This is a genomic window from Streptomyces sp. NPDC052225 (assembly GCF_040679615.1).
Lineage (GTDB): Bacteria > Actinomycetota > Actinomycetes > Streptomycetales > Streptomycetaceae > Streptomyces.
In genome coordinates this window covers 48,457-61,858 of sequence record NZ_JBFAVD010000011.1, presented here as the reverse complement: position 1 = coordinate 61,858, position 13,402 = coordinate 48,457, and the positions used below count along the sequence as shown (strand labels likewise).

At 71.1% G+C, this 13,402-nt stretch carries 12 protein-coding genes and 1 pseudogene; 5 read left to right on the top strand and 8 right to left on the bottom strand.

The genetic code is table 11. The features are described 5' to 3' along the window. Nucleotides 1-221 precede the first annotated feature (221 nt). Nucleotides 222-587: pseudogene (locus AB0L37_RS18150) on the top strand (transglycosylase family protein); the annotation flags it as partial. 89 nt (nucleotides 588-676) lie between these two features. Here AB0L37_RS18150 and AB0L37_RS18145 read toward each other — a convergent pair. Together AB0L37_RS18145 and AB0L37_RS18140 are read right to left on the bottom strand one after the other, a co-directional pair. Continuing rightward, a complete protein-coding gene (locus AB0L37_RS18145; RefSeq protein ID WP_365505828.1) occupies nucleotides 677-1,015 on the bottom strand; it encodes a P-II family nitrogen regulator in 339 nt (112 codons plus the stop codon). Beyond that, nucleotides 1,012-2,328: an ammonium transporter gene (locus AB0L37_RS18140; RefSeq protein WP_365505825.1), complete on the bottom strand. Its 1,317-nt coding sequence runs from the start codon at nucleotides 2,326-2,328 to the stop codon at nucleotides 1,012-1,014. The genes AB0L37_RS18145 and AB0L37_RS18140 overlap by 4 nt, the downstream gene beginning before the upstream one ends. Before the next feature lie 120 nt (nucleotides 2,329-2,448). Here AB0L37_RS18140 and era point away from each other — a divergent pair, with 120 nt between their 5' ends. After that, entirely contained in the window at nucleotides 2,449-3,399 is a 951-nt protein-coding gene (era, locus tag AB0L37_RS18135; protein WP_365505822.1) for a GTPase Era, read from the top strand. A gap of 16 nt (nucleotides 3,400-3,415) precedes the next feature. Here era and AB0L37_RS18130 read toward each other — a convergent pair whose 3' ends face one another. Then, on the bottom strand, nucleotides 3,416-4,246 hold the full coding sequence (locus AB0L37_RS18130) for a helix-turn-helix transcriptional regulator (protein ID WP_365505819.1): 831 nt from the start codon (nucleotides 4,244-4,246) through the stop codon (nucleotides 3,416-3,418). 138 nt (nucleotides 4,247-4,384) lie between these two features. Here AB0L37_RS18130 and AB0L37_RS18125 point away from each other — a divergent pair, with 138 nt between their 5' ends. After that, nucleotides 4,385-5,239 carry an NAD-dependent epimerase/dehydratase family protein gene (locus AB0L37_RS18125; protein WP_365505816.1) on the top strand — a complete coding sequence of 285 codons (855 nt, stop codon included), beginning with the start codon at nucleotides 4,385-4,387 and terminating at the stop codon, nucleotides 5,237-5,239. Nucleotides 5,240-5,410: 171 nt separating this feature from the next. Here AB0L37_RS18125 and AB0L37_RS18120 read toward each other — a convergent pair whose 3' ends face one another. From AB0L37_RS18120 to AB0L37_RS18100, 5 genes are all read right to left on the bottom strand, one after another. After that, the gene (locus AB0L37_RS18120; RefSeq protein ID WP_365505813.1) at nucleotides 5,411-6,217 is read right to left on the bottom strand and encodes a GNAT family N-acetyltransferase; all 807 of its coding nucleotides are present in this window, start codon (nucleotides 6,215-6,217) and stop codon (nucleotides 5,411-5,413) included. Between the two features lie 9 nt (nucleotides 6,218-6,226). Then, nucleotides 6,227-7,468 carry an MFS transporter gene (locus AB0L37_RS18115; protein ID WP_365505810.1) on the bottom strand — a complete coding sequence of 414 codons (1,242 nt, stop codon included), beginning with the start codon at nucleotides 7,466-7,468 and terminating at the stop codon, nucleotides 6,227-6,229. Then, nucleotides 7,465-8,790 carry a GH1 family beta-glucosidase gene (locus AB0L37_RS18110; protein WP_365505807.1) on the bottom strand — a complete coding sequence of 442 codons (1,326 nt, stop codon included), beginning with the start codon at nucleotides 8,788-8,790 and terminating at the stop codon, nucleotides 7,465-7,467. Before AB0L37_RS18110 ends, AB0L37_RS18115 begins: the two co-directional genes overlap by 4 nt. Nucleotides 8,791-8,863: 73 nt before the next feature. Further along, the gene (locus tag AB0L37_RS18105; protein WP_365505804.1) at nucleotides 8,864-9,130 is read right to left on the bottom strand and encodes a protealysin inhibitor emfourin; all 267 of its coding nucleotides are present in this window, start codon (nucleotides 9,128-9,130) and stop codon (nucleotides 8,864-8,866) included. Nucleotides 9,131-9,156: 26 nt separating this feature from the next. Next, nucleotides 9,157-10,242, bottom strand: coding sequence for a M4 family metallopeptidase (locus tag AB0L37_RS18100; RefSeq protein WP_365505801.1), 1,086 nt, complete (start codon nucleotides 10,240-10,242; stop codon nucleotides 9,157-9,159). Nucleotides 10,243-10,532: 290 nt separating this feature from the next. On the opposite strand from AB0L37_RS18100, the gene leuA reads away from it, so the two are divergent. Both leuA and AB0L37_RS18090 read left to right on the top strand, forming a co-directional pair. Next, nucleotides 10,533-12,254: a 2-isopropylmalate synthase gene (gene leuA, locus AB0L37_RS18095; protein ID WP_365505798.1), complete on the top strand. Its 1,722-nt coding sequence runs from the start codon at nucleotides 10,533-10,535 to the stop codon at nucleotides 12,252-12,254. Between the two features lie 207 nt (nucleotides 12,255-12,461). Then, entirely contained in the window at nucleotides 12,462-13,148 is a 687-nt protein-coding gene (locus AB0L37_RS18090) for a TerB family tellurite resistance protein (protein WP_365506216.1), read from the top strand. Nucleotides 13,149-13,402: the final 254 nt, after the last annotated feature.

Sequence of the window (13,402 nt, the reverse complement as noted above, 5' to 3'; positions counted from 1 at the left end):
GTGCGGCGCAAGGGCGGCGGGGCCCTCGGCCCGGAGCGTCCGGCCCGCGGCGGCGGACCGGGAATCCGGGACCTAAGTCCCGCCGACGGGACTTAGGTCCCCTGGGGCGGGCGGGGTGCGCCGGTCATGGTGGATCAGTCGCCGGGCGCCGATCGCTCTCGCAGCGTCCCGTCCACGGGAGGCGCCGCGACACCCCCGTCCCCGAACAAAGGCTGTTCTACGTGTTCTCCGCTGCTCTCAAGTCCTCGTCCCGCGTCCGTCGTCTCGCCACCGCCGGCGCCCTCGCCGGTGCTGCCGGCGCCATGGTGATCGCCGGTACGGGCACCGCCTCCGCGGCGACCGCCGCTGCCCCGGCGAGCTCCTGGAACGCCGTCGCGCAGTGCGAGTCCGGCGGCAACTGGGCGGCGAACACGGGCAACGGCTTCTACGGCGGCCTCCAGTTCACGCCGTCCACCTGGGCCGCCTACGGCGGCACGCAGTACGCGGCCTCCGCGCACCAGGCCAGCCAGAGCGAGCAGATCACCGTCGCCAACAAGGTCCTCGCGGACCAGGGCCCGAACGCCTGGCCGGTGTGCGGCGCCGGCCTGTGAGCGACCGGCAGTAGCACCGCCTGACGACGGAGCGCGGCCGGAGGCAGAGATGCCTCCGGCCGCGCTCCGTCGTTTGTCCGTACGGGCTAGACGGCGTCCGGGCCGCGCTCGCCGGTGCGTACCCGCACCACCGAGTCGACCGGCATGCACCACACCTTGCCGTCGCCGATCTTGCCGGTGCGGGCGGCGCGCACGACGGCGTCCATCGCGGGCTCGGCGTCCGCGTCCTCGACGACGACCTCGATCCGTACCTTCGGCACGAGGTCGACCTGGTACTCGGCGCCGCGGTACACCTCGGTGTGCCCGCGCTGGCGGCCGTAACCGCTGGCCTCGGTCACCGTCAGACCGTCCACGCCCAGTTCCTGCAGCGCCGTCTTGACCGCGTCGAGGCGGAACGGCTTGACGACCGCGGTGATCAGCTTCATGGCTGCTTGGCCTTTCCTACGAGGGCGGCGGGGATGTGCGCGGGGTGCGTGGACGCACTCAGGACGCCGTGATCGTACGCACTCTCCGCGTGCACCGTCTGGTCGAGGCCCGTCATCTCGTCCTCGGCGGACGCCCTGAAGCCCATCAGCTTGTCGATGGCCTTCCCGATCCCGTACGTCACGAGGAAGGTGTACGCCGCCACGACCACGACCGCGAGCAGCTGCTTTCCGAGCTGCCCGAACCCGCCCCCGTAGAAGAGGCCCTGCCTGGCCGGCGAGCCGGTCATGGCGGAGGTGGCGAACAGGCCGATGAGGACCGTGCCGACGACACCGCCGACGAAGTGGACGCCGACGACGTCGAGGGAGTCGTCGTAGTCGAAGCGGAACTTCCAGGCGACGGCGTACGAGCAGACGACACCGGCCGCGAGGCCGACGACCGCCGCGCCGATGACGCCCACGACGCCGCACGCGGGGGTGATCGCGACGAGGCCGGCCACCGCGCCGGACGCGGCGCCGAACGTCGTCGGGTGCCCGTCGCGCCTCTGCTCCACGAACAGCCAGCCGAGCAGGCCGGTGCAGCCCGCGATCAGGGTGTTGAAGAGGGAGGCGGCGGCGAGGCCGTTGGCGCCGAGTGCCGAGCCGCCGTTGAAGCCGAGCCAGCCGAACCAGAGCAGGCCGGCGCCCATGAGCACCATCGGCAGGTTGTGCGGGCGCATCGCGTCCTTCTTGAACCCGATGCGCGGGCCGAGGACGAGGCAGAGCGCCAGACCGGACGCGCCCGAGGCGATCTCGACCACCAGGCCGCCCGCGAAGTCCAGGGCGCCCAGCCGGTGCGCGACCCAGCCGCCCGGGCCCCAGACCCAGTGCGCGACGGGAACGTATACGAGCAGTGCCCACACCGGTACGAAGACGAGCCACGCCCCGAACTTGGTGCGGTCCGCGACGGCTCCGCTGATCAGCGCCGCCGTGATGATCGCGAACGTCAGCTGGAAGGTGGTGAAGAGGAAGGTGGGGACCGTGCCGGTGACGTCGGAGGGGCCGACGCCCGCCATGCCCGCGTGGTCGAGGCCGCCGATCAGGCCGGCGAAGGCGTCGTCGCCGAAGGCGAGGGAGTAGCCGGCGACCAGCCACACCACCGTGACCAGGGCGATCGACACGAAACTCATCATGAGCATGTTGAGGACGCTCTTCGTGCGGACCATGCCGCCGTAGAAGAGGGCGAGTCCGGGCGTCATCAGCAGGACGAGGGCGGTGGCGGCGAGCAGCCATGCGGTGTCGCCGGTATCGAGTGCGGGGGCGGCGAGGACGGTCATGCGGGCCAGCGTCACGGTCCCGCGTTTCCGAATCCGTACCCACGCGTTTCCGCCGTGTTTCGTGTTGCCGAGGTGTTACCGATGTCTCACGGTGCAGCGGCGCCTGCGGTATCAGGGACAATGGGGCCCATGAGCGTTCACACCCCTGCCGCCGGACCTGCCCACCGCGCCGGTTTCGCGTGCTTCGTCGGCCGCCCCAACGCGGGCAAGTCCACCCTCACGAACGCTCTGGTCGGCAAGAAGGTGGCCATCACCGCGGACCAGCCGCAGACCACCCGGCACACGGTGCGCGGCATCGTGCACCGCGACGACGCGCAGCTGATCCTGGTCGACACCCCGGGTCTGCACAAGCCGCGCACGCTCCTTGGCGAGCGCCTGAACGACGTCGTGCGCACCACGTGGGCCGAGGTCGACGTCATCGGCTTCTGCCTGCCCGCCAACGAGAAGCTCGGCCCCGGCGACCGGTTCATCGCGAAGGAGCTGGCGTCGATCAAGAAGACGCCGAAGATCGCGATCGTGACGAAGACCGACCTCGTCGACAGCAAGCAGCTCGCCGAGCAGCTCATCGCCATCGACCAGCTCGGCAAGGAGCTCGGCTTCGAGTGGGCCGAGATCATCCCCGTCTCCGCCGTCGGCGACAAGCAGGTCGGCCTGCTCGCCGATCTGATCGTGCCGCTGCTGCCCGAGGGACCGGCGCTCTACCCCGAGGGCGACCTCACCGACGAGCCCGAGCAGGTCATGGTCGCGGAGCTGATCCGCGAGGCCGCGCTCGAAGGCGTACGGGACGAGCTGCCGCACTCCATCGCCGTCGTCGTGGAGGAGATGCTGCCGCGCGAGGACCGCCCCGCCGACAAGCCGCTCCTCGACATCCACGCCTTCGTCTACATCGAGCGCCCCAGCCAGAAGGGCATCATCATCGGCCCGAAGGGCAAGCGCCTCAAGGACGTCGGCATCAAGTCCCGCAAGCAGATCGAGGCCCTCCTCGGTACGCCGGTCTACCTCGACCTGCACGTGAAGGTCGCCAAGGACTGGCAGCGCGACCCGCGCCAGCTGCGCAAGCTGGGCTTCTAGGAGTTCTACGCGTCTTCTACGCGCTCGGGGTCAGGTCCTGGAGGCCTATCACCCGCAGCAGTTCGAGACGCTCGTACGTGTCCGAGCCCGGCCGCGCCGAATGCACGACGAGCTGCTGGCTGTGGCCGTCGCCGGTCAGCACCTCGCAGTCCAGGTCGAGAACGCCGACCACCGGGTGCAGGAACCGCTTCGGCGACGGGCGGCGCACCGTGACCTCGTGCGACTGCCACAGCTCCTCGAACTCCCGTGACGCAGCCCGGAGTTCGGCCACGAGCGCGGCCGGGCCCGGGTCGTCGGGGCGGGCGGCGGTGACCGCGCGCAGGCTCGCCACATGGCTGCGGGCGTGCACCGCGTGGGCCTGCGCGGGGAACAGGTCGCGGGCGCCCGGCACCGTGAACCAGCGGCGGATCAGGTTCGTGCCCTCGTGGTCGCCGGTCAGCGCCATCGACATCGTGTTCTGCGCGAGCATCTCGCCCCAGTCGCTCATCACGCTCGCCGGCAGATCGTGCAGCCGGTCCAGGACCAGCAGCAGCCCCGGACGCACATGCCCCGAGGAGCCGCCGGGCCTCGGCGGCTCCTCGCCCGCCAGATGGAACAGGTGGTCGCGCTCCGCGTCCGTCAGCCGCAGCGCGCGGGCCAGCGCGGTGAGCATCTGCCGCGAAGGATGCGAGCCGCGGCGCTGTTCGAGCCGCGTGTAGTAGTCCGCGGACATCCCCGCGAGCTGCGCCACCTCCTCGCGGCGCAGGCCCGGCGTACGCCGCCGCGGTCCTTCGGTCAGGCCCACGTCGGAAGGGGCCAGGCGGGTGCGGCAGCGGCGCAGGAAGTCGGCGAGTTCGGCTCGGTTCACCTCTTCAGGATCGCGCGGAGCGGGGCGTGCGGCCAGGGCGTATCCAGGGAGTGCCGGTCCCTGGATAAACGCGTCTCTCCCGCCGCGAGCGGAGTTCGCCGAGGCTTCAGGCATGGCTACGACAGCGAGGAGGCGGCCATGCTGACATTGGTGACGGGTGCGACGGGACAGGTCGGGAAGCGGTTCGTACCGCGGCTGCTGCAGAGCGCTCCGCAGGGGGACCGGGTGCGCGTGCTGGTCCGGGACGCGGCCCGCGGGGAGCGGTTCGCGGAGCTCGGCGCGGAGGTGGTTCTCGGCGATCTGCGCGACGTCGACGTGCTGGGCAAGGCGACCGCGGGGGTGGACTCCGTGGTGAACGTCGCGGCGGCGTTCCGTGGAGTGCCGGACGAGGAGGCGCGGGCGGTCAACCGGGACGCGGCGATCGAGCTGGGGCGCGCGGCGGTGGCCTCCGGCGTGCGGCGGTTCGTGCAGGTCAGTACGTCGCTGGTGTACGGCGCCGGGCGGGGAAGGCCGTTGGTGGAGAGCGACGAGACGGTGCCGGGCGGCGGCATGTGGGGCGCGTACCCCGAGTCCAAGTGGGAGGCGGAGCGGGCGCTCGGGGCGATGGACGGTCTCGGTGACCTGCGGATCGGGCGGCTGCCGTTCGTGTACGGGGACGGGGATCCGCACCTGGTCGACGTGATGCGGTGGGCGCCCGACTGGCCTGCGACGCAGCGCCTTCACATGGGGCATCACGTGGACGTGGCCCAGGGGTTGCGGCGGCTGCTGTACGCGGAGGGGGCGTCCGGGGTGTACAACATCGCCGATGACGCGCCGGTGACGACGGTGGACCTGTTCCAGCTGAACGGGATGGCGGTGCCGGCGCAGGTGTACGACAAGGTGGACCCGGATCCTTGGTGCGGGGTGGTGTCCACGTCCCGGATCAGGCATGAGCTGGGGTACCGCCCGGTGTACCCATCTGTGTGGTCCGCCAAGGACGCGGGGGTGCTTTAAGCGCCCTGAAGGGGCGCGGGGAACTGCGCGACCAGCCCCCACGGAGCCGCACCCGGCAACGATGCTGAGGCCCCGGGGCTCCGCCCCGGACCCCGCTGCTCAATCGCCGCAGGGGCTTGAAGTGCTCGACCGGTGCCGAGATGGGCTTGAATTGCTCAATCAGCGTTTGAATCAGGCGGGTTCGGCGATCATCGCCGTGCCCACCGGGGTGAAGCCCAGCCGCGCATAGATGCGGGCCACATCGTCGTCACCGGCCGAGAGGAACACCGTGCTCACGCCGGAGGCCACCGCATGGGCGACCAGCGCCGATGTCACCGCCAGACCCAGGCCCCGGCGCCGCGACGCGGGCAGCGTGCCGACGCCGGCGATCTCCGTGACGGTGCCGACGGGCAGGTGGAGGCCGGAGCTGACCACGACCCCGTTCTCGACGGCCGCCGCGACGACGACCTGCCCGGCCCGCATCCGGGCCTGGTAACCGGGCAGCGCCCCGTCCGTGGCCCGTTCGGTGAGCGCCGCGGTCAGTTCGGTGGCGCCCGCCGTGCCGACCGCGGTGCCGGGGTGCGCGAACGCCACGTGCGGCAGCGCGAGCGCCCCCGCCAGGAACGGGTCGTCGGCGTCCAGGACGCGTACCAGGGGGTGGGGTTCGCCGGTCGGGCCCCCCGCCTCGCGTGCCATGAGGGGGTGCGCGTGGACCCGCAGGCCCGCCGCCTCGGCGGCCTCGCGCAGGCCCGGGGTCGTCTCGGCCACCCACTCGAACGCCTCGGGGATCTTCAACTCCCGCTGCCGGGCGCGGACTTCGAGTACGTCGGAGACGCTCGGCGGCGGGGCGTCCGCGCGCAGGGCGGGACGCGCGTAGTACGGCCAGCCCGCGCCTTCGCGGACGAAGAGCGTGAGGGAGCCGAAGTCCTCGACGCGCGACGCCGCGCGCGGCACGGCGTCGTAGTAGCTCTCCAGCTCGGCGAGAAGATCGGTAGGCATGGCCGGACCTTATGCGACGCCTCGGATCCGGCGCACCAGAATTGCTCCGGCGAGGCCCACCGCCGCCGCGACCAGGTACAGCACCCGGTATCCGCCGAGATCGTTGACCAGAGGCGCGGCGAGCGCCGGTGCCGCGACCTGGGGCAGGGAGTTGGCGATGTTGATGACGCCGAGGTCCTTGCCGCGGTCGAGCGCCTTCGGCAGGACGTCCGTCATGAGCGCGAAGTCGACCGATGTGAAGACGCCGAACGCGATGCCGAGGACCGCCGCGGCGACCAGCGCGCCCGGCCACGTCTGCCAGCACGCGAGCAGGCCCGTCGCCACCGCCATCAGCACGCCCGACCACAGCACGAACGGCTTGCGTCGGCCCACCCGGTCCGACCAGACGCCGCCGACGACCACGGTGGCGAGGAGCGTCGCCCCGTTCACTGCGGTGAGGACGAGGACCCCCGACTCGGGGTCGTCGTAGGCGAGTTGGTCCCGGAGGTAGAAGAAGAGGTAGAGGAGGACCAGTGCGTTGCCGAGGTTGATCAGGAAGCGGGTCAGCCATGCCCAGGCGAAGTCCGGGTGCGTGCGCGGGCTCAGCCAGAAGCCCCGCGCGAACTCCCGCCACGACCACGGGGGCCGTGCCGCCGGGTCGAGGCGCAGGTCCGGATGGCGCAGTACGTACGGGGCGACGCCGAGGAGGGTGAAGGCGGCGCAGGCCGCGTATCCCGCGCCGATGCCGCCGGCCGCCGTCGCGAGGCCGGTGCCGACGACCACGCCCAGGATCTGCGCCGCCCCCAACCAGCCGCCCACGGAGCCCCGTTGAAGCCGTGGCACGCGGTCGGGGACGGCCGCGGTGACCGCCGCGAACGACGCGTTGAGGGTGAGCTGCACCAGGCACCAGCCCACGAACAGGACCCGGACCGCGTCCGCGCCGCCGAGCAGCAACAGCGAGAGCGCGCCGCCCGCCGCGCCCGCCACGATCCACGGCGTGCGCCGCCCGTAGCGCGACACCGTCCGGTCGGACAGCGCCCCGAACAGCGGGTTCGCGGCGAGGGACACCACCGCGCCCACCCCGGTCACCCACGCGAGCAGCGACTCCTTCGACATGCCGGCGCCGGGGGCGACGTGTTCGCACTGGCGGGCGAGGAGGATCTGGAGCGGGCCGTACCAGCCCACCCAGATCGCCCCGTTGGCGAGCGAGAGCGCCGCCGTCCAGCCCCGCCCGACCCGCCGGCCGGGCTCCTCGAGGGCGAGCCCTGTCACGGGCGTTGGGCGCGCAGGGCGTCGCGCAGCCAGCCGTACGACGCCTTCGGCGTGCGCACCTGCGTCGCGTAGTCGACGTGGACCAGGCCGAACCGCTTCGAGTACCCCTCGGCCCATTCGAAGTTGTCCAGGAGCGACCAGACGAAGTAGCCGCGTACGTCGACGCCCGCCTCCAACGCCCGGTGCAGCGCCCGCAGATGGCCGTCGTGGTAGGCGATCCGGTCCCGGTCGTCGAGACCCTCGTACGCGCATCCGTTCTCGGTGACGACGAGCGGGGGCAGCCGGTCGCCGTACCGCTCGTGGAAGCCGGTGAGCAGTTCCGTGAGGGCCTCGGGCACCACCGGCCAGTCGAAGTCCGTCGTCGGGTAGTCCTCGATCCTCCGTACGGAGAAGGGGAGTTCGGCGGGGAGTGTCAGGCCGGCGAACTCGACGTCCTCGGTGCCGGGGGCGCCCACCTCGGTCGGCTGGTAGTAGTTGATGCCGTACCAGTCGAGGGTTCCCTCGGAGATCACCTTCAGGTCGGCCCCGACGTCGCCGCCGGGCATCAGCTCGCCGAAGCCTTCGGGGTACCGGCCCAGGATCAGCGGGTCGGAGAAGAGCCGGTTGAGGATGACGTCGTAGAGGTCGGCCGCCCCGACGTCGGCCGGGTCGTCGGAGGCGGGCCAGGTCGGGCCGTGCGAGTTGGCGATGCCGATGTCGTCCGCGCCCGCCGCGCGCAGCGCCCGCGCCGCGAGTCCGTGCGCGAGGAGCTGGTGATGGGCCACCGGCAGCGCGTCGAAGAGGAGCTTCTTGCCGGGGGCGTGCTCGCCGAGCGCATGGCCCAACAGGGTGTGTTCCGCGGGTTCGTTGAGGGTGATCCACTTGCTGACGCGGTCGCCGAGGCGGGCCGCGACCGTCGCCGCGTACTCCGCGAAACGGGACGCCGTGTCCCGCTCCAGCCAGTCGAGGCCCACCGGCAGATCCCAGTGGAAGAGCGTCGGCACGGGCCGTACGCCCTGCGTGCACAGCTCGTCGACGAGCCGGTCGTAGAAGTCGAGGCCGCCCGGTGCGAGCACTCGCGGCCAGGAGACGGAGAAGCGGTAGGCGTCCACGCCGAGGTCCCGGACGAGCGCCACGTCCTCGCGGTAGCGGGCCACGTGGTCGCAGGCCGTCCGCGCCGTCGAACCGTCCTTGATCCGGCCGGGCTCGTCGCCGAACACGTCCCAGACGGAGGGCGCGCGCCCTTCGACGGCGCCCTCGATCTGGTGGGCCGAGGTGGAGACGCCCCACAGGAAACCGGGCGGGAACGGGGGCAGGGCTGCGTCGTCCGGGGTCGCTGTCATGGCCGCGATCTTCCGTACCGACCGGTAGGAAGTCAACGGCCGTGCAGTGACAGGGAGTTGAGCCCGCTCGGTGTTACGCCCCTTCTTTGAGCACCCGCGTGATCAATTTGCGCTGTTCCTCGGTGAGGCGGGGATCCGCGCAGTACACGGTCTTCCCGTCCACGGTGATGGTGTAGCTGAATCCGTCGGGCACGCCGATCGGTGGCGTGCCCCGGCCGGAGGCCATCGCCTTCTCGGCCAGGGCGTGCCATTCATGGGCGTCGGCACGGCCCGCCGTGTCGACGGCCGCGTGCCGGTCGATGCCGGCGAATCCGCCCGTGCGTGAGACCTGAATCCGCATGGCTCCCTGTCTACCGCAGCGTGCGCCTACTGAGTAGGCACCCCGACCTGCTCCCACGCCTTGAGCACCGACTGGTACTCCTCGCCGCCGCCGTAGCGGGCCTGCGCGGACTGCACCGTCTCCTTCGCGAAGTCGGCGAACGAGCAGTCCTGCTTCAGCTTGCCGCCCGTGAGGGTGTCGTACCAGATCTGCCCGGCCCGCTCCCACGCGTGCCCGCCGAGCGACTCGGCCAGGATGTAGAAGGCGTGGTTGGGGATGCCGGAGTTGATGTGCACGCCGCCGTTGTCGCGGCCGGTGCGCACGTAGTGGTCCATGTCGGCGGGCTGCGGGTCCTTGCCCAGGTCCGGGTCGTCGTAGGCGGTGCCCGGGGCCTTCATGGAGCGCAGGGCCACGCCGTGGATGCGCGGTGCGAGCAGTCCGGCGCCGATCAGCCAGTCGGCCTCGGCGGCGGTCTGGCCCAGCGTGTACTGCTTGATCAGCGAGCCGAACACATCGGACATCGACTCGTTCAGGGCGCCCGGCTGGCCGAAGTACGTCAGGTTCGCCGTGTACTGCGTGACGCCGTGGGTCAGCTCGTGGCCGATGACGTCGACGGGGATGGTGAAGTCGAGGAAGATCTCGCCGTCCCCGTCTCCGAACACCATCTGCTCGCCGTTCCAGAAGGCGTTGTTGTAGTCCTCGGAGTAGTGCACCGTCGCGATCAGCGGCAGACCGTTGCCGTCGATGGAGTAGCGGGCGAACTTCTCCAGGTACAGCTCGAAGGTGGCGCCGAGGCCCGCGTACGCGCGGTTGACGGTCGCGTCCTTGCCGGGCTTGTCGCCCTCCCCGCGCACCTTGCGCCCCGGCAGGTTGGTGCCGTGTTTGGCGTCGTAGATGGTGCGGTGCGGCTTCTGAGCCCCCGCTTCGGGCGGCGGCGCCACGGACGGAGCGCCGATGACGGTCGTCATCCGGCGGTGGGTGCGCTCGAACGCGTCGCGCTCCAGGGTCTTGCGGGCCTTGGCGGCGATCGCGGAGTCCTCGGCACGGGCGGCCTTGTCGAGGATGTGGGGCGGCACGATGGTGCAGAAAACGGGCTCGAACCCCTTCGGGTTCCCCGCTTGGTTGGCGGTCATGCGTGGCAATGTGGCACTGGGTCATGCCGCTGTCACTACCTGCAACCATGATTAGTGAAATAGAGGTATTGATCACCTCTTACCCGTTACCTAACGGCGGTCCCGCATACTGATACGGGCCTCCGTCCCCGGCGAGCCTGGGCTAGTGTGCTCGGCATCATGCGTATCGGGCTGCTTCTCCTTAGCTGCCGCGGCGAGGGCCTGTAGTCGAGGCCGACCCCCTCCCCGCGGAGTCTGGCGTTGCGCCGTCGGCCGACTGACCGGCCCACCTCTCGAGGAGCCCACGCATCATGGCGAACCGCCAGCAGCCCAGCAGCATGCCGATCCACAAGTACGGCCAGTACGACCAGGTGGACATCCCCGACCGCACCTGGCCGGGCAAGCGGATCACCGTCGCTCCCCGCTGGCTCTCCACGGACCTGCGCGACGGCAACCAGGCCCTGATCGACCCGATGTCGCCCGAGCGCAAGCGCCGGATGTTCGACCAGCTGGTCAAGATGGGCTACAAGGAGATCGAGGTCGGCTTCCCGGCCTCCGGCCAGACCGACTTCGACTTCGTACGCTCCATCATCGAAGAGCCGGGGGCGATCCCGGACGACGTGACGATCTCCGTACTGACGCAGGCCCGCGAGGACCTGATCGAGCGGACCGTGGAGTCCCTCAAGGGCGCCAAGCGCGCGACGCTGCACCTGTACAACGCGACCGCGCCGGTCTTCCGCCGCGTCGTCTTCCGCGGCTCGAAGGAAGACATCAAGCAGATCGCCGTCGACGGCACGCGTCTGGTCATGGAGTACGCGGAGAAGATCCTCGGCCCCGAGACCGAGTTCGGCTACCAGTACAGCCCCGAGATCTTCACCGACACCGAGCTGGACTTCGCCCTGGAGGTCTGCGAGGCCGTCTGCGACGTGTGGCAGCCGGCCGAGGGGCGCGAGATCATCCTCAACCTGCCCGCCACGGTCGAGCGTTCGACGCCGTCGACGCACGCGGACCGCTTCGAGTGGATGGGCCGCAACCTGTCGCGCCGCGAGCACGTCTGCCTGTCCGTCCACCCGCACAACGACCGCGGCACCGCCGTCGCCGCCGCCGAGCTGGCCCTGATGGCCGGCGCCGACCGCATCGAGGGCTGCCTGTTCGGCCAGGGCGAGCGCACCGGCAACGTCGACCTGGTGACCCTGGGCATGAACCTGTTCTCGCAGGGCGTCGACCCGCAGATCGACTTCTCCGACATCGACGAGATCCGTCGTACGTGGGAGTACTGCAACCAGATGGAGGTCCACCCGCGCCACCCGTACGTGGGCGACCTGGTCTACACGTCCTTCTCCGGCTCCCACCAGGACGCCATCAAGAAGGGCTTCGACGCGATGGAGGCCGACGCGGCCGCCAAGGGCGTCACCGTCGACGACATCGAGTGGGCCGTCCCGTACCTGCCGATCGACCCGAAGGACGTCGGCCGCTCCTACGAGGCCGTCATCCGCGTCAACTCGCAGTCCGGCAAGGGCGGCATCGCGTACGTCCTGAAGAACGACCACAGCCTGGACCTGCCGCGCCGGATGCAGGTCGAGTTCTCCAAGGTCATCCAGGCGAAGACGGACGCCGAGGGCGGCGAGGTCACGCCGAAGGAGATCTGGAGCGTCTTCCAGGACGAGTACCTGCCGAACCCGAACAACCCGTGGGGCCGCATCCAGGTCAAGACGGGCCAGACGACCACCGACACGGACGGCGTCGACACGCTGACCGTCGAGGCCGAGGTCGACGGCGTCGAGCAGGTCCTGGTCGGCACCGGCAACGGTCCGATCTCGGCCTTCTTCCACGCGCTGCAAGGCATCGACATCGACGCCCGCCTGCTGGACTACCAGGAGCACACGATGAGCGAGGGTGCGTCCGCCGTGGCCGCCTCGTACATCGAGGTCGCGATCGGCGACAAGGTTCTGTGGGGGATCGGCATCGACGCGAATACGACACGTGCGTCGCTGAAGGCGGTCGTCTCCGCCGTCAACCGCGCGACCCGCTGAGGCGGTTGAGCTGCCCGTTCGCGGCCCCGTACACCTTTTGTGGGTGTGCGGGGCCGTGGCGTGTATCGGCCACTGGGGCCCCGCTCCGTGACCTCGGCGTGACCAAGGTACTGACGTCGCATCAACAATGTGGCTAACATCACGCCAACGCCGCGATGTTGCGGCGCCGTTACGGAGGTGTGCGACGTGCTGCCGATCTGGGGACGTATGCGACAGGCCGGACTCTCCCGGGTCCTCGGCGTGCACACCGCGTGGACCACCGTGGGGGACGGGGAGTTCTTCTGCCCAGGCTGCGGTGGCGATCGCAACTACCAACGGCGCACCGGGAAGCGGCGGTTCAGCGTGCTCGGCGTGCCCGTGCTGCCGCGCGGCGAGACCGGGCCCGTCGTGCAGTGCGCGGCCTGCGAGGAGCGGTTCGGCGCGGAGGCCCTCGACCACCCGACCACGCACCGTCTGTCGGCGATGCTCCGGGACGCCGTGCACACGGTGGTCCTCGCGGTGCTCGCCGCCGGCGGGGTGTCGTCGCGGTCCGCTCTTGAGTGTGCGGTGGGGACGTTGCGCGGGGCCGGGTTCGACGACTGCTCCGAGGTGCAACTCGCCGCGCTGGTCGAGGCGTTGATGAGCGACGCGGGACGGATGCGGATGCCCGAGCAGTGCGGCGGGGGCGGCGCCGGGCTCGCCATCGAACTGCACGAGGCGCTCGACCCGCTCACCCCGCATCTGGCTCCGGCCGGGCGGGAGTCGATCCTGCTCCAGGGCGCGCGGATCGCTCTCGCGGACGGCCCGTACTCCGGGGCCGAGCGGGATGTGCTCCGCACGGTGGGGGCGGCGCTGACGCTCTGCACGGACGAGGTCGACCAGGTGCTGGTCGCCGCGGCGCGCACGCCCCGCTGATACGCCGACACATCAAGCCTCGGCGCCGTCGTGGCTGGTCGCGCAGTTCCCCGCGCCCCTGACGGGGCTGGGCACATCAAGCCTCTGCGGCGGTTGAGCAGCGGGGTCTGGGGCGGAGCCCCGGGACTTCAGCGCCGTTGCCGGTTGCGGTTTGTGCGTGGGCGCCGCGCCGTTGTGGCTGGTCGCGCAGTTCCCCGCGCCCCTTGCGGGGCTGTAGTACTCCCGCGGGAGTACTACAGCCCCGTGGCCCACCC

Coding starts and splice junctions, on each gene's coding strand:
- leuA (WP_365505798.1), top strand. CDS start 10,533: ATGGCGAACCGCCAGCAGCCCAGCAGCATGCCGATCCACAAGTACGGC.
- AB0L37_RS18105 (WP_365505804.1), bottom strand. CDS start 9,130: ATGCGGATTCAGGTCTCACGCACGGGCGGATTCGCCGGCATCGACCGG.
- AB0L37_RS18090 (WP_365506216.1), top strand. CDS start 12,462: ATGCGACAGGCCGGACTCTCCCGGGTCCTCGGCGTGCACACCGCGTGG.
- AB0L37_RS18145 (WP_365505828.1), bottom strand. CDS start 1,015: ATGAAGCTGATCACCGCGGTCGTCAAGCCGTTCCGCCTCGACGCGGTC.
- AB0L37_RS18120 (WP_365505813.1), bottom strand. CDS start 6,217: ATGCCTACCGATCTTCTCGCCGAGCTGGAGAGCTACTACGACGCCGTG.
- AB0L37_RS18125 (WP_365505816.1), top strand. CDS start 4,385: ATGCTGACATTGGTGACGGGTGCGACGGGACAGGTCGGGAAGCGGTTC.
- AB0L37_RS18110 (WP_365505807.1), bottom strand. CDS start 8,790: ATGACAGCGACCCCGGACGACGCAGCCCTGCCCCCGTTCCCGCCCGGT.
- AB0L37_RS18140 (WP_365505825.1), bottom strand. CDS start 2,328: ATGACCGTCCTCGCCGCCCCCGCACTCGATACCGGCGACACCGCATGG.
- AB0L37_RS18100 (WP_365505801.1), bottom strand. CDS start 10,242: ATGACCGCCAACCAAGCGGGGAACCCGAAGGGGTTCGAGCCCGTTTTC.
- era (WP_365505822.1), top strand. CDS start 2,449: ATGGGGCCCATGAGCGTTCACACCCCTGCCGCCGGACCTGCCCACCGC.